The sequence below is a fragment of the Rhodovulum sp. BSW8 genome (assembly GCF_003314725.1).
Lineage (GTDB): Bacteria > Pseudomonadota > Alphaproteobacteria > Rhodobacterales > Rhodobacteraceae > Rhodovulum > Rhodovulum visakhapatnamense.
Map to the genome: position 1 here is coordinate 42,389 of NZ_QNVX01000038.1, position 23,634 is coordinate 66,022.

At 68.6% G+C, this 23,634-nt stretch carries 23 protein-coding genes; 14 read left to right on the plus strand and 9 right to left on the minus strand.

All coding sequences use genetic code 11. The features are described 5' to 3' along the window. The first annotated feature begins 10 nt into the window (after nucleotides 1–10). The 6 genes from DSD19_RS15635 to murD all read left to right on the plus strand — a co-directional run bounded on the left by DSD19_RS15635 (nucleotide 11) and on the right by murD (nucleotide 7,852). Complete coding sequence (locus DSD19_RS15635; protein WP_113670268.1) at nucleotides 11–1,789, plus strand: penicillin-binding protein 2; 1,779 nt, start codon at nucleotides 11–13, stop codon at nucleotides 1,787–1,789. A gap of 13 nt (nucleotides 1,790–1,802) precedes the next feature. Next, a complete protein-coding gene (locus tag DSD19_RS15640; RefSeq protein ID WP_113670269.1) occupies nucleotides 1,803–3,290 on the plus strand; it encodes a UDP-N-acetylmuramoyl-L-alanyl-D-glutamate--2,6-diaminopimelate ligase in 1,488 nt (495 codons plus the stop codon). Further along, nucleotides 3,287–4,735, plus strand: coding sequence for a UDP-N-acetylmuramoyl-tripeptide--D-alanyl-D-alanine ligase (murF, locus tag DSD19_RS15645; RefSeq protein WP_113670270.1), 1,449 nt, complete (start codon nucleotides 3,287–3,289; stop codon nucleotides 4,733–4,735). The genes DSD19_RS15640 and murF overlap by 4 nt, the downstream gene beginning before the upstream one ends. After that, a complete protein-coding gene (gene mraY / locus DSD19_RS15650; RefSeq protein ID WP_075785279.1) occupies nucleotides 4,735–5,820 on the plus strand; it encodes a phospho-N-acetylmuramoyl-pentapeptide-transferase in 1,086 nt (361 codons plus the stop codon). The genes murF and mraY overlap by 1 nt, the downstream gene beginning before the upstream one ends. Nucleotides 5,821–5,851: 31 nt before the next feature. Then, nucleotides 5,852–6,253, plus strand: coding sequence for a hypothetical protein (locus tag DSD19_RS15655; RefSeq protein ID WP_075785280.1), 402 nt, complete (start codon nucleotides 5,852–5,854; stop codon nucleotides 6,251–6,253). 195 nt (nucleotides 6,254–6,448) lie between these two features. After that, a complete protein-coding gene (murD, locus tag DSD19_RS15660) occupies nucleotides 6,449–7,852 on the plus strand; it encodes a UDP-N-acetylmuramoyl-L-alanine--D-glutamate ligase (RefSeq protein ID WP_113670271.1) in 1,404 nt (467 codons plus the stop codon). A 6-nt stretch (nucleotides 7,853–7,858) separates the two neighbouring features. Here murD and DSD19_RS15665 read toward each other — a convergent pair whose 3' ends face one another. After that, nucleotides 7,859–8,791, minus strand: coding sequence for an L-lactate dehydrogenase (locus DSD19_RS15665; RefSeq protein WP_075785282.1), 933 nt, complete (start codon nucleotides 8,789–8,791; stop codon nucleotides 7,859–7,861). Between the two features lie 331 nt (nucleotides 8,792–9,122). Here DSD19_RS15665 and DSD19_RS15670 point away from each other — a divergent pair, with 331 nt between their 5' ends. Further along, nucleotides 9,123–10,295, plus strand: a complete 1,173-nt coding sequence (locus DSD19_RS15670) for a type III PLP-dependent enzyme (RefSeq protein ID WP_371412617.1) — start codon at nucleotides 9,123–9,125, stop codon at nucleotides 10,293–10,295. Here DSD19_RS15670 and DSD19_RS15675 read toward each other — a convergent pair. Genes DSD19_RS15675 through DSD19_RS15685 form a run of 3 tightly spaced genes read right to left on the minus strand, consistent with a single transcriptional unit; the run spans nucleotide 10,241 to nucleotide 13,845 of the window. Next, on the minus strand, nucleotides 10,241–10,927 hold the full coding sequence (locus tag DSD19_RS15675) for an ATP-binding cassette domain-containing protein (RefSeq protein WP_113670273.1): 687 nt from the start codon (nucleotides 10,925–10,927) through the stop codon (nucleotides 10,241–10,243). The two genes, DSD19_RS15670 and DSD19_RS15675, sit on opposite strands and share 55 nt — an antisense overlap. Then, entirely contained in the window at nucleotides 10,924–12,612 is a 1,689-nt protein-coding gene (locus DSD19_RS15680) for an ABC transporter permease (protein ID WP_113670274.1), read from the minus strand. Before DSD19_RS15680 ends, DSD19_RS15675 begins: the two co-directional genes overlap by 4 nt. A 3-nt stretch (nucleotides 12,613–12,615) precedes the next feature. Next, nucleotides 12,616–13,845, minus strand: coding sequence for an ABC transporter substrate-binding protein (locus tag DSD19_RS15685; RefSeq protein WP_113670275.1), 1,230 nt, complete (start codon nucleotides 13,843–13,845; stop codon nucleotides 12,616–12,618). Between the two features lie 146 nt (nucleotides 13,846–13,991). Between DSD19_RS15685 and DSD19_RS15690 the strand changes: the two genes are divergently transcribed. Further along, nucleotides 13,992–14,534 (plus strand): MOSC domain-containing protein, encoded by a 543-nt coding sequence (locus DSD19_RS15690; RefSeq protein ID WP_113670276.1) that lies wholly within the window; start codon nucleotides 13,992–13,994, stop codon nucleotides 14,532–14,534. A gap of 239 nt (nucleotides 14,535–14,773) precedes the next feature. On the opposite strand, the gene DSD19_RS15695 is transcribed toward DSD19_RS15690, so the two are convergent. Genes DSD19_RS15695 through ectA form a run of 4 tightly spaced genes read right to left on the minus strand, consistent with a single transcriptional unit; the run spans nucleotide 14,774 to nucleotide 18,530 of the window. After that, the gene (locus DSD19_RS15695) at nucleotides 14,774–16,204 is read right to left on the minus strand and encodes an aspartate kinase (RefSeq protein WP_075785288.1); all 1,431 of its coding nucleotides are present in this window, start codon (nucleotides 16,202–16,204) and stop codon (nucleotides 14,774–14,776) included. A gap of 48 nt (nucleotides 16,205–16,252) precedes the next feature. After that, nucleotides 16,253–16,648: an ectoine synthase gene (locus DSD19_RS15700; RefSeq protein WP_075785289.1), complete on the minus strand. Its 396-nt coding sequence runs from the start codon at nucleotides 16,646–16,648 to the stop codon at nucleotides 16,253–16,255. Nucleotides 16,649–16,652: 4 nt separating this feature from the next. Then, nucleotides 16,653–17,936, minus strand: a complete 1,284-nt coding sequence (gene ectB / locus DSD19_RS15705) for a diaminobutyrate--2-oxoglutarate transaminase (RefSeq protein WP_113670277.1) — start codon at nucleotides 17,934–17,936, stop codon at nucleotides 16,653–16,655. 54 nt (nucleotides 17,937–17,990) lie between these two features. Then, nucleotides 17,991–18,530 carry a diaminobutyrate acetyltransferase gene (gene ectA / locus DSD19_RS15710; protein WP_113670278.1) on the minus strand — a complete coding sequence of 180 codons (540 nt, stop codon included), beginning with the start codon at nucleotides 18,528–18,530 and terminating at the stop codon, nucleotides 17,991–17,993. A 275-nt stretch (nucleotides 18,531–18,805) separates the two neighbouring features. Between ectA and DSD19_RS15715 the strand changes: the two genes are divergently transcribed. The 5 genes from DSD19_RS15715 to DSD19_RS15735 all read left to right on the plus strand — a co-directional run bounded on the left by DSD19_RS15715 (nucleotide 18,806) and on the right by DSD19_RS15735 (nucleotide 22,389). Then, the gene (locus DSD19_RS15715; RefSeq protein ID WP_075785292.1) at nucleotides 18,806–19,291 is read left to right on the plus strand and encodes a MarR family winged helix-turn-helix transcriptional regulator; all 486 of its coding nucleotides are present in this window, start codon (nucleotides 18,806–18,808) and stop codon (nucleotides 19,289–19,291) included. Nucleotides 19,292–19,569: 278 nt separating this feature from the next. Further along, nucleotides 19,570–20,199, plus strand: coding sequence for an ATP-dependent Clp protease proteolytic subunit (locus DSD19_RS15720; protein WP_075785293.1), 630 nt, complete (start codon nucleotides 19,570–19,572; stop codon nucleotides 20,197–20,199). 169 nt (nucleotides 20,200–20,368) lie between these two features. Beyond that, on the plus strand, nucleotides 20,369–21,634 hold the full coding sequence (gene clpX, locus DSD19_RS15725) for an ATP-dependent Clp protease ATP-binding subunit ClpX (protein ID WP_075785294.1): 1,266 nt from the start codon (nucleotides 20,369–20,371) through the stop codon (nucleotides 21,632–21,634). A gap of 3 nt (nucleotides 21,635–21,637) precedes the next feature. Then, nucleotides 21,638–22,027, plus strand: coding sequence for a RidA family protein (locus tag DSD19_RS15730; RefSeq protein WP_075785295.1), 390 nt, complete (start codon nucleotides 21,638–21,640; stop codon nucleotides 22,025–22,027). A 119-nt stretch (nucleotides 22,028–22,146) separates the two neighbouring features. Continuing rightward, entirely contained in the window at nucleotides 22,147–22,389 is a 243-nt protein-coding gene (locus tag DSD19_RS15735; RefSeq protein ID WP_113670279.1) for a hypothetical protein, read from the plus strand. Nucleotides 22,390–22,430: 41 nt separating this feature from the next. Here DSD19_RS15735 and DSD19_RS15740 read toward each other — a convergent pair whose 3' ends face one another. Further along, nucleotides 22,431–22,706, minus strand: a complete 276-nt coding sequence (locus tag DSD19_RS15740; RefSeq protein ID WP_113670280.1) for a hypothetical protein — start codon at nucleotides 22,704–22,706, stop codon at nucleotides 22,431–22,433. A gap of 197 nt (nucleotides 22,707–22,903) precedes the next feature. On the opposite strand from DSD19_RS15740, the gene DSD19_RS15745 reads away from it, so the two are divergent. After that, nucleotides 22,904–23,344 carry a hypothetical protein gene (locus tag DSD19_RS15745; RefSeq protein ID WP_113670281.1) on the plus strand — a complete coding sequence of 147 codons (441 nt, stop codon included), beginning with the start codon at nucleotides 22,904–22,906 and terminating at the stop codon, nucleotides 23,342–23,344. Nucleotides 23,345–23,634 lie beyond the last annotated feature (290 nt).

Consider the following 23,634-nt stretch of genomic DNA (forward strand, 5'->3'; position numbering starts at 1 on the left):
AGGCCGAGCAATGATCCGCACGCCGCTGCGCCCGCTGGCCCGCATTCTCGAGGCCCGCGCCCGGGGCGAGAATCCCGACGCCATCGAGCGCGAGAACAAGCGCTTGCGCCACGAGACGATGCGCGATCAGGCCCGGGTCCGGGCCGAGGGGCGGCTTCTGGTGCTGGGCGTGGTGTTCTTCGCGGCTTTCGCCGTCGTCGGGGTGCGGATGGGGCTTCTGGCGGGGTCGGACCCGTCCGAGCCGCGTGCCATCGCCCCGGGCGCCTCGATCGTGGCGCAGCGGGCCGATATCGTCGACCGGAACGGCAACATTCTTGCAACCAACCTTGCCACCCATTCGCTTTACGCCCAGCCGCCGCTGATGATCGACCCTAAGGCGGTGGCGCGGGAACTGGCCCAGATCTTCCCCGATCTCGACGAGGCGCGGATGGTCAAGGACTTCACCGGCAGCCGCAAGTTCGTCTGGATCAAGAAGAAGATCAGCCCCGAACAGATGCAGCAGGTGCACGACATCGGCGATCCCGGGCTCAGCTTCGGTCCGCGCGAGATGCGGCTTTACCCCAACGGGGCGCTGGCCGCGCATATCCTCGGGGGCGCCGGGTTCGGGCGCGAGGGCGTGCAGTCGGCCGAGGTGATCGGCGTCGCCGGGGTCGAGAAGTACTTCGACGACTATCTGCGCGACCCGGCCAATGGCGGTCAGCCGCTTCGGTTGTCGCTGGATCTGACGGTGCAGGCCGCGGTCGAGCGGGTGCTGGCGGGCGGCATGAAGCTGATGGATGCCAAGGGCGCGGCCGCCGTGCTGATGGATGTGCATACGGGCGAGATCCTGTCGATGGTCTCGCTGCCCGATTTCGACCCGAACGAGCGGCCCCGCCAGCAGGTGACGGGCGATCCCTCGGACAGTCCGCTTTTCAACCGGGCGGTGCAGGGGCTTTACGAGCTGGGCTCGACCTTCAAGACTTTCACCCTGTCGCAGGCGCTGGACGAGGGCATCGTCAACCCCAACACCATGATCGACACCAAGGGGCCGCTGGTCTGGGGACGTTACCGCATCCGCGATCTGCACAATTACGGGTCCAGCCTGTCGGTGACCACGGTGCTGGTCAAAAGCTCGAACGTGGGCACCGCGCGGATCGCCCAGCGGATCGGCGGGGTCCGGCAGAAGGAATTCCTTGGCAAGCTCGGCCTTCTGGAGCCGACGCCGGTCGAACTGGTCGAGGCGGCGGGCGCCAAGCCGCTTTTCCCGGCGAAATGGAGCGAGATCTCGACCATGACGATTTCCTACGGGCACGGTCTGTCGGCCAGCCCGCTGCATCTGGCGGCGGGCTATGCGACGCTGGCCAATGGCGGCCAGCGGGTGCGGCCGACGCTGCTGGCGGGGGGCGGGCCGCTGGGCGACCGGGTCGTGTCGGAAGAGACCTCGCGCCAGATCCGCTCGATGCTGCGCGAGGTGGTGGTGCATGGCACCGCGACCTTCGGCGACGTGCCAGGCTACCGGGTCGGCGGCAAGACCGGCACCGCCGACAAGCCCAAGCCCACCGGCGGCTATTACGAGAAGAAGGTGATCGCGACCTTCGCCAGCATGTTCCCGGCCGAGGCGCCGCAATACGTGCTGATCGTCACCCTCGACGAGCCGCAGGACACCACCGGCCCGCAGCCGCGCCGCACCGCGGGCTGGACCGCCGTGCCGGTCGGCGCCGAGATCATCCGCCGCGCCGCGCCGCTTCTGGGGCTCCGGCCGGAGATTGAACAGGCGCAGGGCTTCGGGGTAACACTGACCGCGAACTGAAGGCGCGGGGATCATGACAATCCGGACTGAAACGACGCTCGCCGACCTGGGGCTGACGGCCCAGGGCGGGCGAGAGGCGCATATCACGGGGCTGTCGGTCGACAGCCGCCACACGAAACCGGGCCATCTTTTCGCGGCGATGCCGGGGACGCGGGCGCATGGCGCCGAATTCGTGTCCTTCGCGCTGCGGATGGGGGCTGTGGCGGTGCTGACCGACCGCGCGGGTGCACGCATTGCGGCCGAGGCGCTGGCGGGCAGCGAGGCCGCGCTGGTGGTGGCCGAGGACCCGCGCCAGGCGCTGGCCTGCGCGGCGGCGCTGTTTTACGGCGCCCAGCCCGCGACCATGGTGGCGGTCACCGGCACCGCGGGAAAGACCTCGGTCGCGAGCTTTACCCGTCAGATCTGGACCGGGCTTGGTCGCGCGGCCTGCAATCTGGGGACGATGGGGGTGCAGGGCGCCTATGAGGCGCCGCTGTCGCATACCACGCCCGAACCCATCACCCTGCACCGGCTTCTGGCCGAGATGGCGCGCGCGGGCGTGACCCATGCGGCGATGGAGGCCTCGAGCCACGGGCTTGAACAGCGGCGGCTGGACGGGGTGGCGCTGAAGGCGGCGGCCTTCACCAATTTCAGCCAGGATCACCTGGATTATCACGCGGGGTTCGAGGAATATTTCGCGGCTAAGGCGGGGCTGTTCGACCGGGTGCTGCCCGAGGACGGGACCGCGGTGATCAATATCGACGACCCGCGCGGGGCGCAGATGCTGGGCCATGCCCGGGCGCGCGGCCAGGCCATCCTGACCGTCGGCCGCGCCGAAGAGGCGGATCTGCGCATCCTGGCGCAGCGTTACGACGCCACCGGCCAGGATCTGCGCTTTGCCTGGGAGGGCCGCCCGCAGCAGATCCGGCTCGACCTGATCGGGGGGTTCCAGGCCGAGAACGTGCTGGCCGCGGCCGGGCTTGTCATCGCGGCGGGTGAGGCACCCGGGCGGGTCTTCGCGACCCTGCCCGAGCTGGTGACCGTGCGGGGGCGGATGGAGCTGGCGGCGACCCGTGCGAACGGGGCCACCGTCTTTGTGGACTATTCGCACAAGCCGGGCGCTCTGGCCGCCGCCATCGCCTCGCTGAGGCCCCATGTGATGGGCCGGATCGTGGTCGTTTTCGGCGCGGGCGGGGATCGTGACCGGGGCAAGCGGCCGCTGATGGGGCAGGTCGCCTGCGAACAGGCGGATGTTGTGATAGTGACAGACGACAACCCGAGATCCGAAGAACCCAAGGGTATCCGTGCAGAAATACTGCAAGGCTGCGCCGAGGCGATCGAGGTCGGAGACCGCGCCGAGGCGATCCTGCGCGGCGTCGATGCGCTGGAGCCGGGCGATGCCCTGCTGATCGCGGGCAAGGGCCACGAGACCGGCCAGATCGTCGGCGACGCGGTCTATCCCTTCGACGATGCCGAACAGGCCAGCGTGGCCGTCGCGGCGCTTGACGGGCGGCTTTCGTGACCGCGCTCTGGACGTCGGCCGAGGCGGCCGAGGCGACCGGCGGGCGCGTCACCCGGGACTGGTCGGTCACCGGCGTCAGCATCGACACCCGCAGCCTCAAGCCGGGCGATCTGTTCGTTGCGCTGAAGGATCAGCGCGACGGCCACGATTTCGTCGCCGATGCGCTGGCGCGGGGCGCGGGGGCTGCGCTGGTGTCGCGGCTGCCCGAGGGCGTGGACGAGACCGCGCCGCTGCTGATCGTACCCGATGTGCTGGCGGCGCTGGGCGCGCTGGGGCGGGCCGGACGGGCGCGCAGCGACGCCCGGGTCGTTGCTGTCACCGGGTCGGTCGGCAAGACCTCGACCAAGGAGATGCTGCGCGCCGTGCTGGCCGGGCAGGGGCGGGTCCATGCCGCCGAGGCGAGCTTCAACAACCATTGGGGCGTGCCGCTGACGCTGGCGCGGATGCCGCGCGACGCCCAGTTCGCCGTGCTCGAGATCGGCATGAACCATCCCGGCGAGATCGCGCCGCTGGCGCGGCTGGCGCGGCCGCATGTGGCGCTGATCACCACCATCGCGCCCGCGCATCTGGAGGCCTTCGACGGGCTTGCGGGCATCGCCGCCGAGAAGGCCGCGATCTTCGAGGGGTTGGAGCCGGGCGGTATCGCGATCTATCCGGGCGATCTGGACACCAGCCCGGTGCTGGCGGCGGGCGCCGCCGCCCATGCCGCGGCCGAGACCCGTTTCGGCGCCGCCGAGGGCTGCGAGTTCCGCCTGATGCGGGCCGATCTGCATGCCCACTCGACGGTCGTGCAGGCCGAGGCGCGCGGGCACGAGATTCTGTTCAAGATCCACGCCGCCGGGCGTCATTTCGCGACCAATGCGCTGGGTGTGCTGGCGGTGACCGAGGCGCTGGGCATCGATCTTGTGGTCGCGGCCTGCGATCTGGGCCAGTGGCGCCCGCCCGGCGGGCGCGGCGCGCGGCTGAGGATCCCGCTCGATCCGGTCGAGGAGAGCCTGTCGGTCGAGGTCATCGACGACGCCTTCAACGCCAACCCGGCCTCGATGGCCGCTGCGCTCGAGGTGCTGGCCGCCACCCGGCCGACCGACGGGCTTGGGCGGGTGGCGCGCGGGCGGCGGATCGCGATCCTGGGCGACATGCTGGAGCTTGGCCCCGAGGAACAGACGATGCATGCGGGCCTGGCCGATCTGGCCGCGATGGCGCGCGTCGATCTGGTGCATTGCGTCGGGCCGCGGATGCGCGCCCTTTATTTTGCCCTGCCGCTCTCGCAGAGAGGGCAGTGGTTCGACGAAGCCGATCCCCTGGCCGCCAAGGTCCATTCGCTGGTCGATGCCGGCGATGTGGTGCTGGTCAAGGGATCGAAAGGCAGCCGCGTGTCGGTCGTGGTCGACGCGCTGAAAAGGCTGGGGCAAGGCGGCTCCGGCTCCGACGAGGATCTTTCGTAATGCTCTACTGGCTTGCCGACCTGTCCGATGGCGGTGGCGTCTTCAACCTGTTCCGCTACATCACCTTCCGGGCAGGATGCGCGTTCTTCACCGCGCTCGTCTTCGGCTTCCTGTTCGGGCGGCCGCTGATCAACCTGCTGCGCAAGCGGCAGAAAAACGGCCAGCCGATCCGGGCGGACGGCCCCGAAAGCCATATCACCTCGAAGGCGGGCACCCCCACCATGGGCGGTGTGCTGATCCTGGGCGGGCTGATCGTGTCGACGCTGCTGTGGGGGCGGCTCGACAATGCCTATGTCTGGCTTTTGCTGTTCGTGACGCTGTCCTTCGGCGCCATCGGCTTTGCCGACGACTATGCCAAGGTGTCGAAGAACAACACCAAGGGCGTGCCCGGGCGGGTGCGCTTCGGGCTGGGGCTGCTGATCGCGGCCATTGCCGGGCTCTGGGCCGCCTGGGTGCATCCCGCCGATCTGAGCTTCAACCTGGCGATGCCGGTCTTCAAGGACACGCTGATCCATATGGGGGTGCTGTTCATCCCCTTCGCGATGCTGGTGATCGTGGGCTCGGCCAATGCGGTCAACCTGACCGACGGGCTGGACGGGCTGGCGATCATGCCGGTGATGATCGCCGCCGGCGCGCTGGGCGTGATCGCCTATGCGGTCGGCCGAGTCGACTTTACCGAGTATCTCGATGTGCATTACGTGCCGGGCACCGGCGAGATCCTGGTTTTCACCGCAGGGTTGATCGGCGCGGGGCTTGGGTTCCTGTGGTATAACGCCCCACCTGCCGCCGTCTTCATGGGCGATACCGGGTCGCTGGCGCTGGGCGGCGCGCTGGGCGCCATCGCCGTCGCGACCAAGCACGAGATCGTTTTGGCCATAGTTGGCGGGCTTTTCGTGGTCGAGGCGATGTCCGTCATCATCCAGGTGGCCTACTTCAAGGCGACCGGGAAACGTGTGTTCCTGATGGCACCGATCCACCACCACTTCGAGAAGAAGGGCTGGGCCGAGCCCCAGATCGTGATACGATTCTGGATCATCAGCCTGATCCTTGCGCTGATCGGTCTGGCGACCCTCAAGGTCCGGTGAGTGGTCGGGCGGGGGTCCGAGGAGAAGAGATATGCAGATGAACCCGGTCGAAAACACCTACAACTATCTTGCGCCGGCCGCGCGGCTCGGCACCCCGTCCCTGCACGCGGTCACGCCCGACGTGAAGCTCAGGTCCTGGAACGGCGTTCCGCCCTATGCGGTCTGGGCAGGCATTGGCTACCTGCTGGTCCTGGCGGTGATCTTCTCCGACCAGATCGTGCCCTATTGCGAGGCGAATTTCGCCCAGCCGCAGAACTGCGCACCGATCTTCGGCAAGATCATCCCGATCTTCGTGGCGGGCATCATCCTGGCCCCGGCGCTTGCGGGCGCGGTGCAGCGGATGGGCGGCAACAAGGCCACCGGCCTGGCCTTTTCCTTCGCCGTGGCGGTGGTGCCGCCGGTGATGCTGGGCTGGTCCTACCTGCTGGGCTGAGTTTTCCGGTCCCGGTCCGGGGGTCGGCCCCGGAGGTGCGTTGCGACGCGTGATCCCTGGCGCCCGCCTCCTGACCGGAGCGGGCGCCTGTCCGTTCCGCCATCCCGTGTTCGGGGCCGTCGCCCGGCCCGCCGCCGCTTGCGCCCGGCTGTGCCCGGGGGCATCGTCGCGCCGCTGACAGCGAAAGGACAGGGCATGATTCCGGTGCGTGGGGTAGAGGGCCAGAGGCTGGCCGTGCTGGGGCTGGGCCGCTCGGGCCTGTCGGCCGCGCGGGCACTGCGCGCGGGCGGCGCCGAGGTTCTGGCCTGGGACGATAACGAGACGGCCCGCGCCGCCGCCGAGGCCGAGGGCTTCCAGCCCGTCGATCTGACCCGCGCGGGCGCCTTCGAGGACGTGGCCGCGCTGATCGTGAGCCCCGGCATCCCGCATCTCTATCCCGCTCCGAACCGCGTGATCGCGGCCGCATGGGCGGCGGGCGTGCCGGTCGACAACGATATCGGGCTGTTCTTCCGGTCCTTCGCGACGCCCGACTGGGACCGGCTCGAGGTGACCCCCAAGGTGATCGCGGTGACCGGTTCGAACGGCAAGTCGACCACCTCGGCGCTGATCCATCACGTGCTGGAAAGCGCGGGCCGGCCCAGCCAGCTGGCCGGGAATATCGGCCGGGGCGTGCTGGATATCGACCCGCCGGGCGAGGGCGCGGCGGTGGTGCTGGAGCTTTCGTCCTACCAGACCGATCTTGCCCGGGCGCTGACGCCCGACATCGCGGTCTTCACCAATCTCTCGCCCGACCATCTGGACCGGCATGGCGGCCGGGGCGGCTATTTCGCGGCCAAGCGCAGGCTATTCGCCGAGGGCGGGCCGGACCGCGCCATCATCGGCGTCGACGAGCCCGAAGGGATGTTCCTGGCCAACCAGCTGGCCGAGGGCGCGGCCGACGACCGGGTGATCCGGATCTCGTCCGGGCAGAAGCTGTCGGGGCCGGGCTGGCTGGTCTTTGCCCGCAAGGGTTTTCTCAGCGAATGGCGCAAGGGGCGGCAGGTGGCCAGCATCGACCTGCGCGCCATTGCCGGACTGCCCGGGGCGCATAACCACCAGAATGCCTGTGCGGCCTATGCCGCGGCGCGCTGTCTGGGGATCGGGCCGAAACAGATCGAGGAGGCGCTGGGCAGCTTCGCGGGGCTGCCCCATCGCAGCCAGCTGGTGGCCGAGGCGGAGGGCGTGCGCTTCGTCAATGACAGCAAAGCCACCAATGCGGCGAGCGCCGCGATGGCGCTGGCGGCCTTCCCCGAGATCCGCTGGATCTGCGGCGGGCTGGAAAAGGAGGGCGGTCTGGGGCCGCTTCTGCCCTATCTCGGCCATGTCGCGAAGGCCTATGTGATCGGCCGCGAGGCGGCGGGTTTCGCGCTGCACCTCAAGGACATCCCGCATGAGGTCTGCACCACGATGGAAGCCGCTGTCGCCCGCGCCGCCGACGAGGCCAAGCCCGGTGAGGTCGTGCTGCTGGCTCCCGCCGCGGCCAGCTTCGATCAGTATGACAGCTTCGAGCGCCGCGGCGAGGATTTCATCGCCCGGGTGCGGGCGCGGATCGGCGGCTGAGGCGCCTTACAGCCCCAGCGCGTCCGAGGTGTCGCGCAGCATCCGCGCACTGGCCGTCAGCGCCGCGATCTCGTCGGCGTCGAGCGTCGGCATCAGGGTCGAGCGGATGCCCTGCGCGCCGACCACGCGCGGCAGCGACAGCGCCACGTTCTGCACCCCCGCGAGTTCGGGCGTGACCAGCGACAGCGACATCACCGCGCCCTCGTCGCGGCCGATGGCCTGCACGATGCGGGCCAGCCCCGCGCCGATGCCGTAATTTGTGGCGCCCTTGCCCTCGATGATCCGGTAGGCCGCGCGCCGCACCCCGTCGTCGATCCGGGCGCGCACATCGGCGGTGATGGCGCAGCCAAGCTGGGCCGCGACCGAGGCCAGAGGTTCGGACCCCACCCGCGCGCCCGACCAGCCCAGCACCTCGCTGTCGCCATGCTCGCCCAGCACATAGCCGTGGATCGACTGCGGCGCGAGCCCGAGGTGATGCGCGACGAGGCTGCGGAACCGCGCGGTGTCGAGGATCGTGCCCGACCCGAAAACCCGTCCCGGGGCAAGCCCGGCAAGCTTCGCCGTCACATGGGTCATCACATCGACCGGATTGGTCGCGACCAGCAGGATCGGATCGACGGCCGCCCGCAGCACCGCCGCGATCACGTCCTCGAAGACCGCGGCGTTGCGTTCGAGCAGCGCGAGCCGGCTTTCCCCGGGCTTCTGCCCGACGCCCGCCGCCAGGATCACCACATCGGCCCCCGCCAGCGCCTCGTAGCCGCCCGCCTCGACCGCGACCGCCGAGGCGAAGGGCACCGCATGGGCGATGTCCTGGGCCTGGGCCAGCGCCAGCGCCTCGCTGCGGTCGACCAGCACGATCCGGCTGGCGGCCCCGGTCAGCGCCAGCGCATAGCCCGCCGCCGACCCCACCATGCCCGCGCCCACGATCCCAACCTTCATCCGCCTCTCCTTTCTGACAGCGATACAACCGGGCGTGGTCTGACTGCCAGCGGCCCCGGGCGTAACGGAAACTTAAACAAACCTCGGTTCTTCTTGGCAAAAATACCCGATTCTCCGGCCGGTCCCGTGCGCTTCGGATCACGCTTTCGTGTCGGGGCAAAAAAACCGGAACGCGTCTCAGATTTCCTCTTGCGTCGACTCAGGTCCGGCCCTATTTGGCCGATTTACAGACGCCAACGCACGCGCCTCTGGCCCTCATGGTCACGTAGCGACGGTAACGTCTCCCTTGGAACTGAGCGGTCATAGATGGCCGGGTCTATTGGAGATGACCATGTACGCTACGCAAGCCGACTTCGTCGGCGGCACCGATGTGCTGTCGACTTCCCGCGTGGAATCCTACATTCGTGCCAACAGCTTCGAGCGCCCGACCCTGGTGCTTGACACCGATCGCGTCGCCGACCGCTTCCACGCGCTGCGCGCGGGCCTCGGTCAGGCCGCCATCCATTACGCGGTCAAGGCGAACCCCGCCCGCGAAGTGATCGAGCGCCTCGTCGGCCTCGGCTGCCATTTCGACGCCGCCTCGCGCGGCGAGATCGAACTGTGCCTCGGGCTGGGCGCCGCGCCGCACCAGATCTCCTTCGGCAACACCGTCAAGCGCGTCGCCGACATCGCCTTCGCCCATCGCGCGGGCGTGACCCTCTTCGCGGCCGATGCCGAGGAAGAGCTGGACAAGATCGCCGAACATGCCCCGGGCGCCGAGGTCTATATCCGTGTGCTCGTCACCGCCTCGCAGGCCGACTGGCCGCTCAGCCGCAAGTTCGGCTGCGCGCCCGCGAAGGTCGCGCCGCTGATGGCGCGCGCCGTCGCGCTGGGCCTGCGTCCGGCCGGGCTGTCCTTCCATGTCGGCAGCCAGACCCGCCGCGCCGAGATGTGGCTGCCGGTGCTGAACGAGGTGGCCGAGATCTGGCATGCCGCGCGCGCCGAGGGCTATGATCTGGACCTCCTGAACATCGGCGGCGGCTTCCCGGCCTATTACGGCGAGGACGTGCAGCCGCCCGCGTTGTATGCGGCCGAGGTGATGCGCCTGGTGACCGAGCGTTTCGGCGCGGTGCCGCGGGTGATGGCCGAGCCGGGGCGCGGCATGGTGGCCGAGGCCGGCGCCATCGCGGCCGAGGTGATGCTGGTGTCGCAGAAATCCGACGACGACACCTATCGCTGGGTTTATCTGGACATCGGCAAGTTCTCGGGGCTGGCCGAAACCATGGACGAGGCGATCCGCTACCAGTTCGCGACCGACCGCGATCACGAGGCGACCGGCCCCTGCATCCTGGCCGGTCCGTCCTGCGACAGCGCCGATGTGCTGTACGAAAAGCGTCCGGTCCAGCTGCCGGTGGGTCTTCGCTCGGGCGACAAGGTCATCATCCGCAACTGCGGCGCCTATACGTCCAGCTATTCCTCGGTCGGTTTCAACGGCTTCCCGCCCCTGGACGTCGTCGTCATCTGATCTGACAGTGCGATCACCGGGCCGCCTGCCGCCTCGGCATCGGCCCGGTCATGGGTGACCAGCAGGACCGGCAGGCCCCGGTCCCGCGCGCGGGCAAAGACCAGCGCGCGGATCTGATCCCTCAGCGTCGCATCGAGCCGCGAAAAGGGCTCGTCCAGCAACAGCGCCTGCGGCTCGGCCAGGAGCATCCGCATCAGCGCGACCCGAGCCTTCTGGCCGCCCGACAGAGTGGCCGGGTCGCGGTCGGCAAACCCCGCCATGCCGATTTCGTCCAGCGCGGCCTCGATCCGCGCGCGGCGGGCCTTGCGGCCGCGCAGTGCGCGGGGCAGGGCGAAGGCGAGGTTGCCGCCGACGCTGAGATGGGGAAACAGCAGCTCGTCCTGATAAAGGATGCCGATCCGCCTGTCTTCGGGCGGCAGGGCGGTCACGTCGCGCCCGTTCAGCACCACGCGGCCGGTCATGGTGAAGGCCGGAGGCAGCGTGCCGATCACCGCGGCCAGCAGCGTCGACTTGCCCGAGCCCGAGGGCCCCATCACGCTGAGAACCTCGCCGGGGGCGACATGGGCCTCGACCGCGATCAGCGGTTCGCCCCCCCGGGCGAGGACGATAGTCTCAAGCCGCAGCCCGGTCATCCGGCCCCCCGCATCCCGCGGCGGTGGCGGTAGATCAGCCGGGGGGCGGCCAAAGCCAGTGCGAAGGGGGCTGCGACAAGTGCGGTCTGGACCAGAACGGTCACGCCGATGATCCGCCGGTCGCCGCCTGCGGCCAGAGCCACCGCCTCGGTCGTGAGGGTCCTGATCCGCCCGCCACCGGGCAGCAAGGTCGGCAGATATTGCCCGACCGAAACCGCGAAGCCTACCGCTGCGGCGGTCAGCACCGGCGCCAGCAGCATCGGCAGCCGCACGGTCCGGAAGATGCGGCCGGGACCGGCGCCAAGGGCCGCGGCCACGGTGGCGTGGCGCGGGTCCCAGGCCCGCCAGGGCGCCGAGAGCGCGAGAAAGACGTAAGGGAGCACGAAGACCAGATGGGCCAGCACCACCGTGCCGCGCCCGGTCCCCGCGCCGAGGCTCAGCGCAAGGGTCTGAAGCCCCGGCAGGAAGGCCACCTGCGGCACCAGCAGCGGCAGGTACAGAAGCCAAAGGCTGCGACTGCCGGGGGCAAGCCCGAAGCGATGCTCGGCCTCGAGGCAGGCCAGCGTCAGGGCCAGCGCCAGCGCGGTGGCCAGACCGGCCAGCAGCAGGGTCTCGCGCGCGGGCGCGATCAGCGCCGGGCCGTGGCGCGCCCAGCTTCGCAGCCCGATGCCGTCCGGCAGGGCGTCGGGAAAGCCCCAGAAGCCCGCGACCGACCAGAGCGCGAGCCCGGCAAACCCGAAGATCACCGCCGCTGCCGCCAGCGCCGCAAGCCCCAGACCGGCGGCGCGCAGCACCGGCTCGGCCATGTGCCGCGCGCCGCCCTCGGCCCAGCGGCGGCCGAGACGGGCCGCGCCCACCTCGCCCAGCCGCCAGAGCGCAAGGGCCGCGAGGACCAGCCCCAGTTGCAGGATCGCTCCGGCGGCGGCCCGGAACCTGAGGCTCAGGTCGGGATCGGACATCCAGCGGACCACCTGCACCGCCAGCGGCGGCGGCGTCGAGGGGCCAAGCACGATCGCCACATCGACCGCCGACATCGAATAGGCCAGCACCGCATAGACCGGCAGGCGGATCTGGGCATAGACGGCCGGAAAGACCGCCTTGAGCCAGCCGGTCGTCCGCCCGTATCCGAGCGCGCGCGCGATGGTCAGCCGCCGGGCGGGTGCCGCCTGCGGCAGCGCGGCCAGTGTCATCAGAAGCAGAAACGGGATCTCCTTGGCGGCGAGCCCCGCGATCATCGCCAGCCCCATCGGGTCCTGCAGGATCAGCAGATCGGGCGGGCGTTGCCAGCCGGTGGCCCAGGGCGACAGGGCGCGCGCGATCCAGCCCGAGGGGGCGATCAGGAAGGCCAGCCCCAGCGCGGCGGCCACATGCGGCACCGCCAGAAGCGGCGAGAGCAGCCGTTCAAGCAGGCCCATCGCCCGTGTACCCGCCCATCCGGCGGCAAACAGCGTGACCGCGCCAAGCGCGATCAGCGTCGCGGCCAGGCCGGTCCCGACCGACAGCGCCACCGCCTTCCAAAGGCCCGGCCAGGCGGCAAGCGCGCGGGCGGGCTCGAGGCTGAGCGTGTGGCCGCCCAGCGCCGGGAAGACCCCCAGCGCCGGGGCGAGGGTTCCGGCAAGTCCGGCCAATACCGGCCCCAGCATCAGGACAAGCGTCAGCGCGGGCGCGGCGCGCAGCGGGCGCATGGGCTACCGGGCCGTGCCGTAACGTGCGGTCCAGTCGGCCTCGATCCGGGTGGCCCAGGAGGGATGCGGCTCGGGCAAGGCGGGGCCAAGCTCGGCGGGCGAGAGGGTGGCGATGCCAAGATCGAGCGCCTCGAAGCGGGCGCGGTCGTCGGGGGCGAGCTTGTCCATCGCCAGCACCGTGCCATAGCCCAGAATGTCGGGGTCCTGGGCATGGGCCTGCGCCTCGGGCGACAGCAGGAAATTCGCCAGCACCATCGCGCCCGCCCTGGCCGAGGCGTTGTAGGGGATGGCGACAAAGCTGGCATTGCCGATGGTGCCGCCCTCCAGCACGAAGGTCCGCACCGTGTCGGGCAGTTGCCCATTGGCAATGGCGGTCGACGCCTCGCCCGGGCTGAACGAGATCGCAAGGTCGATCTCGCCATCGGCCATCAGTTGCAGCTGTTGCGGGCCGGATTGCGGATAGGCCCGGCCCTGCCGCCACAGATGCGGGGTCAGATCGTCGAGAAAGGCCCAAAGCGGTGCGGTCACGGCGTCATATCCGGCCTCGTCGGCGGGGGTTTGCAGAACCGACGGGTCGGGGGCCAGCTCGTACAGCGCCTGCTTGAGGAAGGTGGTCCCGAGGAAGTCGGGCGGCTGCGGATAGGTGAAGCGGCCCGGATGGGCGCGGGCCCAGTCCAGCAGTGCGGGCATGGTCCTTGGCGGATCGCCGAGCCGTGCCGTGTCGTGATAGAAGACCACCTGTGCCATCGCCCAGGGCGCCTCGAACCCGTCGGTCGGGACGGTGAAATCGGCGGTCACGGCGGGCTTGCCCACGGTATCGACGAAGCGCCAGTTGGGCAGATCCCCGGCCCAGGGGCCGAACAAGAGCCCTGCCTCTTTCATCGCGGCGAAATTGGCGCCGTTGATCCAGACAAGATCGACCGCGCCGCCCGTGTCCTTGCCGGCGGTCTTTTCGGCCAGCACCCGGCTGACCGCATCGGCGGTATCGGCGAGCTTCACATGCTCGACCGTCACGCCGTAGCGGTCCCCGACCTGGCCGGCGGCCCAGCGGATGAAATCGTTGGTGGCCGCAGCCCCGCCCCAGGCGTTCCAGTAGACGGTCTGGCCCCGGGCCTCGGCCAGCACGGCGGGCCAGTCGGCCGGGTCCGGGTCGGCGGCCAGCGCAGGCAGCGCAAGTCCGGTCAGCAGGCCCGGAAGGCAGGCCCGGGCAAGACGGGAGGCGGTCAGGCGCATGCGGCAGTCTCCTTCATGGCGGCCCGGCGCGGGGGCCGGGAAAGATCAAAAATGAAACGGACCTGTCGCACAAGCCCGTGTAAACCCGTCCCGCCGGGACCGGAAAGGTTCCCGCAGGTGTCATCTGTCAGGGTAAGGGGGCGAGGATGCAAGGCAAGGTGGTGACGGTCGCCCGGGACGGAACGCACCGGTTTTCCAAGACCTGCCAACCGTCGATCCGTCTGATCGCGGGGCTTGGCGTCGAGGGCGACGCCCATGCCGGGGTGACGGTGCAGCACCGGTCGCGGGTCCGGCAGGACCCGACGGTGCCCAACTTGCGGCAGGTTCACCTGATCGGAGCCGAATTGCTGGAAACGCTGGCCGCAAAGGGCTTTGCGCTGGCGCCGGGCGATCTGGGCGAGAACGTCCTGACGCGGGGGCTCGATCTTCTGGGCCTGCCGCAAGAGACCGTGCTGCATCTGGGCGCAACGGCCCGCGTCCGGCTGACCGGGCTGCGCAATCCCTGCGCCCAGATCGAGAGCTTTCGGCCGGGGCTTCTGGCCGAAGTGCTGGAGCACCGGGCGGATGGAAGCCTGCGGCGGAAGGCGGGGGTGATGGGCGTGGTCGAGACCGGCGGAGAGCTGCGGCCGGGCGATCCGGTCGGGGTCGAGCTGCCGCCCGGGCCGCACCGCCCGCTCGACCGGGTCTGAAAGTGGCCTGAATTGCCCTCCCGGGGGCGGATCTGCGGGTTTTCCCCAAGTTGCCTCGCAGGCGGCGTCACGAGACACTGTGCCCGGGAAAGGATGCGTCCGAACGGGGTCCAGTCATTCTTTCCAGATCATTCGGTCAAGTTGCGCGGGTTAGGCGCAGCCTCGCCGACGGTTCCTTTCCCGCCTTTCCGCTCCCGGGCCGCCGGGGCCCGGGCGGCAGGCCATTGCCAGGGCGCGGGTCAGGCGGCCAGCGCCTCGGGCTGCCGCCCCTCCGAGACAAGGGCGCTGTGCAGCGCGCGGATTGCGTCGTCCATGGCCTCGCGCGGCACCACGAACTGGGCATCGACATCGCGGGTGGTCTGCTGCACGGCGACGGGGTCGATCCCGCCCGCGTCGAGCGCGGCAAGCCCGCGGGCCAGCACCTTCAGCCCCTTCAGATCGCGCCCGATGGCGGCCACCACCGCCAGATTGCGCGCGGTCAGCGTGGCGCCCGGGAACTTGGCCTCGAGATCGCGCTCGACCCGGCGCACCGATTTCAGCGGCGCATCGAGATAGTGCGTGATGGTGTTCGCGTTCGAGGTCTTGGCGACGATCCGCACCTGATGCCGGGTCAGCACGTCGAGGATCGCGCTGTCATAGCCCTTGACGCCCACCATGTCCTGTTCGAACAGCTCCAGCGCATAGACGCCCAGCCCGGTCACCATCTCGACCCGCGCGGTTTCGGCCTCGGCATCGTCGATCAGCGTGCCCGGGTCCTCGGGCTCGAAGGCATTGGTCACGCGCAGCGGAATGCCCGCCTGCCGCAGCATCTTGGCGGCCTTGGGGTGCACGGCCTCCATGCCCATGTTCGACAGCTGGTCGGCCACGTCGTAATTGGTGTGGCCCAGCTTCACCACCGCCTCGGCGCCGACCAGTTTCGGGTCGGCCGAGGACAGGTGGAACTCCTTGTGGATGATGGCCTCGCCCGCGCCGGTCAGGGCCGCGATCCGGGCGAAGGTCACTTCGGAATAGCCGCGGTCGAATTCGGCCATCAGCCCTTCGGAGCATTGCGCATAGCCGGTCACGATCGGCATCTCGTGGAAGATGTCGACATCGCGCAGCCCCTCGACGATGCGGTCTTCGAGGGTGCATTCGGTTTCGTCCCGCCAGCCCGACAGATCGACGAAGCGCGCGTCGATCCCGCGCCGCCGCAAAAGGGCGGCCGTGGCAAAGGCGGAATGCGCCTCGCCCAGCCCCGACAGCAGCTCGCGGATCAGCCCCATGTGATGGGCCAGCCGGAAATGCCCGTAAGAGCAAAGCCGTTGCAGGTCGATCAGGCAGGAGCGCGCGCCCTCGATCCGTTCGCGCACGAAATCGTCGGCGGCGGCGATGTCGGCGGGATGGCCCAGGACCGATGCATGAGCCTCGCGCATCGCGCCCGCGACGCGGTTCAGCGCGTCCGACCAAGCGTGGTCGTTATCGGCATTGGCAAAAAGCCCGTAGACCCCGGGCTCGCCGGTTTTCTTCTGTTCCAGCAGCAGGTCGGTGATGCCGCCGAAGGCCGAGACCACGAAGATGCGGCCGTACTCCGGCGCCTCTCGGCCCCGGGTGAAAAGCGTGTCCACCAATTCGTGGACCCGCGCCATGGAGGTGCCGCCGATCTTCTCGACGGTATGATGTCGCTTGGTCACTGTGTGTCGCGCCCGCCGGGTTGCCCCGGGAGCGTCCTGTATTGGGAGTCAGTCGGCGAGTTCCTCGACGGGCGCGTAGGACCCGTCTTCGCGGTGCACCTCGGTGCCGGTGACCGGCGGGTTGAAGCAGCAGGCCATCACCAGTTCTTCCTCGGCCCGCAGGGTGTGGTGGTCGTGCTGGTCGAGCGCGTACATCACCCCGGGGCGGATCTGGAAGGTCTCGCCCGAGGCCAGGTCGGTGATCGAGCCCTTGCCCGAGATGCAGTAGACGCTTTCGAAATGGTGCTTGTAGTGGAACGTGTGTTCCGAGCCCGCCTGCAGCGTCGTGATGTGGAAGGAAAAGCCCATCCCGTCATCGGCCAGCAGCATCCGGACCGAGGTCCAGCGCGCATCCGACACCGCGCGATCGGTATCCTTGAGCTTGTGAAAATCGCGTACAATCATTGTCTTACTCCGCTGCGATGGGAAAAGGGGCGCAGGCTTCGACAGCGGCGTCGAGGATGTCGAGCCCCTTTCGGAACTGCTCCATCGGGATGGTCAGGGGCGCCAGCACCTTCACCACCTCGTCCTGGGCGCCCGAGGTTTCGATGATCAGCCCGCGCCGGAAGCAGTCGGCGCAGATCCGGGCCGCGAAATCGCCGTCACCGACGTCGATGCCGCGCATCATGCCGCGGCCCTTCAGCGCCGCGCCCTCGATCCGCCCGGCAATCTGGCTCAGGCGTTCTTCCAGCACCTGCGACTTGCGCGCGACCTCGTTGCGCAGGTCGTCATCGGCCCAGAACTTCTCCAGCGCGACGCGGGCGGTGACGAAGGCGTGGGTGTTGCCGCGGAAGGTGCCGTTGTGTTCGGCCGGCTTCCAGATGTCGTGGTCGGGCCGGACCAGCACGCAGGCGAAGGGCAGCCCGAATCCCGACAGCGACTTGGCCAGCGTCACCATGTCGGGCTCGATGCCCATATGGTCGAAGCTGAAAAAGCTGCCGGTGCGGCCGATCCCGGCCTGGATGTCGTCGACGATGAAGAGTGCGCCGTGCTTCTCGGCCAGCCGCGCCAGACCCTGCACCCATTCGCAGGAGGCGGCATTGAGCCCGCCCTCGCCCTGCACCAGCTCGACGATGAAGGCGGCGGGCGCGTCGATGCCCGAGGACGGGTTCGACAGCATCGTGTCGAGATAGTCGAGCGTGTCGAGATCGCCCATCGAGTTCTCGAAGGGCATGTGGGTCACGTCGGGCAGCGGCACGCCCGCGCCGCCGCGCTTGCCGGCATTGCCGGTCAGCGCCAGCGCGCCGAGCGTCATGCCGTGAAAGCCGTTCGAGAAGGCGATCACGTTGCGCCGTCCGGTGACCTTGCGCGCCAGTTTCAGCGCCGCCTCGACCGCGTTGGTGCCGGTCGGGCCGGTCATCATCACCCGATGGTCCATGCCGCGCGGGCGCAGGATGTGGTGTTCGAAGGCCGTCAGGAAGGCAGCCTTTTCCTCGGTATGCAGATCCAGCGCATGGGCCAGCCCGTCGCGCTCGATATGGGCGATCAGCGCGGCCTTCATGTCGGGATCGTTATGTCCGTAATTCAGCGACGAGCACCCGGCGAGGAAGTCGGTATAGGCATTGCCCTCGGCATCGGTCAGCGTCGCGCCCTCGGCGCGGGCGAAGCTGACGGGGAAATTCCGGCAATAGGACCGGACCTCCGATTCGCGGCGGTCGTAAATGGCGGTTTCGGCTGTCTCAACAGTCGACATGGGAATGTCCTCGGGTTTCTGGAAACGGGAAAGCGAAAGGCACGAAAAACGTCGTCAGGCCGCCCGGGTCAGGGCCTCGGCCAGCCGGATCGTCACCATGTGTTCGGTGGCGTGGCGTCCGTCGAAATGGTCGGACCGGGTGAAATGGGGTTCGTCCTCGATGCGCGCACCGAGGCGACGGGCGATGCCGCGGAACAGCCCCCAGGAAGCATCGTTGTCACGGGTGATCGTGGTTTTCAGCCGCATCACGCCATCGCAGGCCTCGCGGTCCAGCAGCTCGAACAGCATCCGCCGCCCCAGTCCGTGGCCGCGTGCCTTGTCCGACACCGCGACCTGCCAGACGAACAGCGTCTCGGGATCGTTCGGCAGCAGATAGGCCGAGATCCAGCCGACGATCTCGCCGTCCATCTCGGCCAGGATGCAGGTCTCTGCGAAGTGATCGCACTGGATCAGGTTGCAATACATCGAATTCTCGTCGAGCGGCTTGCAGGCGCGGATCAATGCCCAGACGGCGGGCCCGTCCGCGCCGGTGGGCGATCGGAAGGTGATCGGCGTCTTCGGGCGCCGGGGGCTTGCTTGGATCGTGGTCGTCATGGCTCTGCTGTCCTCCTTGTGGCACGGGCTGCGTCGCACGGGTCTGGAATATAGTTAGCCATACGAAATTTCAATATGCCGATGCAAAAGGCACAAAATTTCACGTATTGCCGCAAAAATGAACTACGAACCATCGAGTGCGTTACGGAATTTCAACCCTGAATTGCTGTCATTGTTCCGGGGAATTTTGTCATGCGAAGCGCATGCCTCTTGCGCCCGGCGCCGTTTGGTGAAAACCGTGCGCCGTCAAGGGGCTGCCGAACCATGGAGGGGTCGTGAAACGGTCCGAACTGAGCCTGATCGCCTTGCGCCGGATCCTCCGCGCGACCGAACTTTATGGCCGCGAACTGGCCCGCGCCGCCGGGCTGACCGCGGTGCAGATCCGCGTGCTGCAGATCGTGGCCGAGACCGGGCAGAGCACGCCCAAGACGATCGCGACCCGGATGGGCGTGTCGCAGGCGACGATGACCACCCTCATCGACCGGCTGGTGGCCAAGGGTCTGGTCGACCGGCGCCGGTCCGAAGCCGACCGCCGTCAGATGAACATCGCGATCACGCCCGAAGGCCGCGCCGCCATCGACCGGGCGCCCGATCCGCTGCATGACCGCTATGTCACCGCCTTCGAAAAGCTGCCGGACTATGAACAGGCGATGCTGGTCGCCGCGCTCGAACGGGTTGCGGCGCTGCTGGATGCGGGGCATCTCGATGCGGCGCCCGTCCTCGATCTGGGCGATATCCGGAAAACCCTGCCCGAAGAATAGGCAGCCGCGCGCGGCGACGCTGCGTCGAGGTGCAGCAGTCCGGGGCGCCGACCGCCCGTGGAAGCGGATCGTTAACGCGCCGCGGCGCAGCCTGGGCAGGCCGTCCCCGACCTGTGCGGCCGCACCCCGGGCGGGGCAGGGGGCGGGAACGGCGGAAAGGAAAAGATCCCATGGCCCTTGCAGGGGGTCTGGCGCGAAACTAAGACTCGTTCTGACACGCGGGGCGCATCCACGCCCGTCAGCATCCAACGGCCGAACGTACCCAGAGGCAGGCGACTATGACCGACATGATCCAGCATTACATGAACAACCTGGTGCCCATGGTGGTCGAACAGACCTCTCGTGGCGAACGGGCCTATGACATCTTCTCGCGCCTCCTGAAGGAGCGGATCATCTTCATCACCGGGCCGATTCACGACGGCATGTCGAGCCTGATCGTGGCCCAGCTTCTGCATCTCGAGGCCGAGAACCCGTCGAAGGACATCTCGATGTACATCAACAGCCCGGGCGGCGTTGTGACCTCGGGCCTGTCGATCTACGACACGATGCAATACATCAAGCCGAAGGTCTCGACGCTGGTGGTCGGGCAGGCGGCCTCTATGGGCTCGCTGCTGCTGACCGCCGGGGCGCCGGGCATGCGCTTCTCGCTGCCCAACAGCCGGATCATGGTGCACCAGCCCTCGGGCGGGTTCCAGGGGCAGGCGACCGACATCATGATCCATGCCCAGGAAACCCAGAAGCTGAAGGACCGGCTGAACCAGATCTATGTCAAGCATACCGGGCAGGATCTTCAGTCGGTGATCGACGCGCTGGAACGCGACAATTTCATGGATGCCGAAACCGCCAAGGCCTGGGGCCTGATCGACGAGATCGTCGAAAGCCGCAGCGCGGTCGAGGACGCGAAGTAACCGCTTTCGCCCGGCGCGGGGCCCGATCCGGCCCCGCCGCATGGTGCGGAATTTGACATTGTGCCCCGGTGCGCCTTGGCCTACGCTGACCCGAGGCCGAGGCAACCGAGGTAAGCCAGCCGCTTCTGCCCGGACAGGGCGGCACAGACGACGACCGCAGAGGACCGACATGGCGACGAATTCAGGCAGCGACTCGAAGAACACGCTCTACTGCTCGTTCTGCGGCAAGAGCCAACACGAAGTCCGCAAGCTGATCGCCGGGCCGACCGTGTTCATCTGCGACGAATGCGTCGAGCTGTGCATGGACATCATCCGCGAGGAGACCAAGACCTCGGGGCTGAAGGCCACCGACGGCGTGCCGACGCCGCGCGACATCTGCGATGTGCTGGACGATTACGTGATCGGCCAGATGCATGCCAAGCGTGTGCTGTCCGTTGCGGTGCACAACCATTACAAGCGGCTCAATCACGGCGCCAAGTCCGCCGATATCGAGCTGGCCAAGTCGAACATCCTGCTGATCGGCCCTACCGGCTGCGGCAAGACCCTGCTGGCGCAGACGCTGGCGCGCATTCTCGACGTGCCCTTTACCATGGCCGATGCGACCACGCTGACCGAGGCGGGCTATGTCGGCGAGGATGTCGAGAACATCATTCTCAAGCTGCTGCAGGCGTCGGAATACAACGTGGAACGCGCGCAGCGCGGCATCGTCTATATCGACGAGGTCGACAAGATCACCCGCAAGTCCGACAATCCCTCGATCACCCGCGACGTGTCGGGCGAGGGGGTGCAGCAGGCCTTGCTGAAGATCATGGAGGGCACCGTCGCCTCGGTGCCGCCCCAGGGCGGGCGCAAGCATCCGCAGCAGGAATTCCTGCAGGTCGACACGACGAACATCCTGTTCATCTGCGGCGGCGCCTTCGCCGGTCTTGAAAAGATCATCGCGCAGCGCGGCAAGGGCTCTGCCATCGGCTTCGGCGCCGATGTGAAGGACAACGACTCGCGCGGCGTCGGCGAGACGTTCAAGGAACTGGAACCCGAAGACCTGCTGAAATTCGGGCTGATCCCCGAATTCGTCGGCCGTCTGCCGGTGATCGCCACGCTGACCGATCTGGACGAGGCGGCGCTGGTGCAGATCCTGACCGAGCCGAAGAACGCGCTGGTCAAGCAGTATCAGCGGCTCTTCGAACTGGAAGACACCAAGCTGACCTTCACCGAGGATGCCCTGTCCGCCATCGCCAAGCGCGCGATCGCGCGCAAGACCGGCGCGCGCGGCCTGCGGTCGATCATGGAGGATATCCTGCTCGACACCATGTTCGATCTGCCGGGCATGGATGCGGTGCAGGAAGTCGTGGTCAACGAGGAAGCGGTCAATGCCGATGCCGCGCCCCTGATGATCTATGCCGACAGCAAGAAGGAAGGGAAGACCGCGGGCTGAGCCTTGGCCCGCCGTCTGATCTCGACCGGCTCGCCCTTCGAGGCCAAGATCGGGTATTCCCGCGCGGTCATCGCCGATGGCTGGGTCTTTGTGGCCGGGACGACCGGCTATGACTATGCCACCATGACCATGCCCGCCGCGGTCGAGACCCAATGCGCCAATGCGCTGGCCACCATCGCGGCGGCGCTGGCCGAGGCGGGCGCTTCGCTCGACGATGTCGTCAGGGTCCGCTACATCCTGCCCGACCGGGCCGACTGGCCCGCCTGCTGGCCGGTCCTGTCCGAGGCCTTTGCCCGGGCCCGGCCCGCGGCCACGATGATCCTGGCCGGGCTGATGGAGCCCGAGATGAAGATCGAGATCGAGGTCACCGCCCGGCTGCCCGCCGTGCCCTAGCGCCGGGCCTTTTCCCCAACGCTCACCGCTTCGTGACGCGCCGTGGCCGCGGCCGATGCATCCGCCGTGGCCCCGTCTGCGTAGTGCCCTTGCGTGACCCATGACAAGGGAGGGTATTCATGGACCGTCTGAGCCTGCTTCTGACCCCGATGACCGGGGCCGTCATCACCGGGATGCTGGTGATCGTCATGTTCTCGCTGGGCTTTTACAGCTGGATCTCGGTCGCCATCGGCGCCGGGATCGGCTGTGTCCTGGCCTGGCCCGCGGCCTATGTCGTCTCGCGCCGGATCAAGCAATCCGATCCGCGCTGGCCGACACGCGCCGAGGCCGACCGCCTGAGGGGCGGCCTGCCCGAAGTGTGACCGACCGTCTGATTGGCCCCGGCAGGTGCGCTGTCGGGGCCTTAGCTGGCACCCCGGGCGGCGTCGGGATGGGCGATCAGGAATGCGTGCAGCACCCCGTAAAGCGCGCGCGCACCCTCCAGATCGTCGGCATGCAGGGCGGCGCGGATGTCGTCGCAGATCATGGCCATCACCCGTTGCGGGCCGTTATGGACATGCATCAGGTATTCGCCCAAAAGCGAGGCATCGGCCTCGGGCACATGCTCGTGAAGTGCGATGGCCGCGATCTCGTCGCGGGTCAGGCTGGTCATGTCCTCGATATCGTCGAGCGAAATCATCCCTGTCTTCCCCTGATGCGCCAAGCCAAGTCTAGCATGGATACCGTGCTGTCCGTTTGATTCCGGTCAAGTGTTTTTCCGCGCGTCAGCCCCCGGGCCCGGCCTTGTCACCGCGCCTCTGTGCCTTAGTCACTGCCCGGTCCGGCCCGGCGGTCTATTCCCTCTGCGCAAGAGTTTCGAAAACAGGGAGAGACCTCATGACACCCCGAAAAACGACCCTGATCGCGGCGGTCGCACTGGCGCTGGCAGCGGCCCCGGCGGCGGCCAGGGATGTGCGCACGCTTGTCACCGTGCTGACCGATCCGAACCCGCAGACCCAGCTGATGGGCCTGGTCCTGACGCTGCAGGCGCTTGAGCGCGGGGCGGCGGTCAGGGTCCTGCTGTGCGGGCCCGCGGGCGATATCGCGCTGGCAGACCCGCCCGCGGCGGCCACAGAGCCCCAGCCCCCGGCGGGGATGAGCCCGCAGGCCGCCCTTGCGGCGGCCATCGGCAAGGGGGCCCGGGCCGAGGTCTGTGCGATCTACCTGCCCGGGCGGGCCGCCGGACCCGAGGCGCTGATCGAGGGCGTGGGCGTCGCGCAACCCGATGCCATGGCGCGCGATCTGCTGGACCGCCAGAGCCGGGTCTGGTCGTTCTGAACGGTCGCGCGGGGCGGCGTGTTCCCACCGGCCCGTGCGCCCCGGACCGGCTGGATGCTTCGCCAAGCCGCACTGCCCGCCGCGCGGAATTCCTCTACCTTTCCGGGCGTGAGCCTTGCCGCCGTCTCCGCACCGGGCGACGGCACGCCGATACCGATTTTCGCCCGCCGCAGCGGCGAGGCAGGCGGTGGCCGTGCCGGCGTTCTGGCGAATGGCGCTGGGCCATCTTCCGACCGCCCGCGATGCCGGCGGTCGTTTCGGGCAAAGGACGATCGGAGGGCCATCGATGT

What these genes read in the sequence shown, in the direction of transcription:
- DSD19_RS15635 (WP_113670268.1), top strand. Translation starts at nt 11, where the DNA reads ATGATCCGCACGCCGCTGCGCCCGCTGGCCCGCATTCTCGAGGCCCGC.
- DSD19_RS15640 (WP_113670269.1), top strand. Translation starts at nt 1,803, where the DNA reads ATGACAATCCGGACTGAAACGACGCTCGCCGACCTGGGGCTGACGGCC.
- mraY (WP_075785279.1), top strand. Translation starts at nt 4,735, where the DNA reads ATGCTCTACTGGCTTGCCGACCTGTCCGATGGCGGTGGCGTCTTCAAC.
- DSD19_RS15655 (WP_075785280.1), top strand. Translation starts at nt 5,852, where the DNA reads ATGCAGATGAACCCGGTCGAAAACACCTACAACTATCTTGCGCCGGCC.
- murD (WP_113670271.1), top strand. Translation starts at nt 6,449, where the DNA reads ATGATTCCGGTGCGTGGGGTAGAGGGCCAGAGGCTGGCCGTGCTGGGG.
- DSD19_RS15665 (WP_075785282.1), bottom strand. Translation starts at nt 8,791, where the DNA reads ATGAAGGTTGGGATCGTGGGCGCGGGCATGGTGGGGTCGGCGGCGGGC.
- DSD19_RS15670 (WP_371412617.1), top strand. Translation starts at nt 9,123, where the DNA reads ATGTACGCTACGCAAGCCGACTTCGTCGGCGGCACCGATGTGCTGTCG.
- DSD19_RS15675 (WP_113670273.1), bottom strand. Translation starts at nt 10,927, where the DNA reads ATGACCGGGCTGCGGCTTGAGACTATCGTCCTCGCCCGGGGGGGCGAA.
- DSD19_RS15680 (WP_113670274.1), bottom strand. Translation starts at nt 12,612, where the DNA reads ATGCGCCCGCTGCGCGCCGCGCCCGCGCTGACGCTTGTCCTGATGCTG.
- DSD19_RS15685 (WP_113670275.1), bottom strand. Translation starts at nt 13,845, where the DNA reads ATGCGCCTGACCGCCTCCCGTCTTGCCCGGGCCTGCCTTCCGGGCCTG.
- DSD19_RS15690 (WP_113670276.1), top strand. Translation starts at nt 13,992, where the DNA reads ATGCAAGGCAAGGTGGTGACGGTCGCCCGGGACGGAACGCACCGGTTT.
- DSD19_RS15700 (WP_075785289.1), bottom strand. Translation starts at nt 16,648, where the DNA reads ATGATTGTACGCGATTTTCACAAGCTCAAGGATACCGATCGCGCGGTG.
- ectB (WP_113670277.1), bottom strand. Translation starts at nt 17,936, where the DNA reads ATGTCGACTGTTGAGACAGCCGAAACCGCCATTTACGACCGCCGCGAA.
- ectA (WP_113670278.1), bottom strand. Translation starts at nt 18,530, where the DNA reads ATGACGACCACGATCCAAGCAAGCCCCCGGCGCCCGAAGACGCCGATC.
- DSD19_RS15720 (WP_075785293.1), top strand. Translation starts at nt 19,570, where the DNA reads ATGACCGACATGATCCAGCATTACATGAACAACCTGGTGCCCATGGTG.
- clpX (WP_075785294.1), top strand. Translation starts at nt 20,369, where the DNA reads ATGGCGACGAATTCAGGCAGCGACTCGAAGAACACGCTCTACTGCTCG.
- DSD19_RS15735 (WP_113670279.1), top strand. Translation starts at nt 22,147, where the DNA reads ATGGACCGTCTGAGCCTGCTTCTGACCCCGATGACCGGGGCCGTCATC.
- DSD19_RS15740 (WP_113670280.1), bottom strand. Translation starts at nt 22,706, where the DNA reads ATGATTTCGCTCGACGATATCGAGGACATGACCAGCCTGACCCGCGAC.
- DSD19_RS15745 (WP_113670281.1), top strand. Translation starts at nt 22,904, where the DNA reads ATGACACCCCGAAAAACGACCCTGATCGCGGCGGTCGCACTGGCGCTG.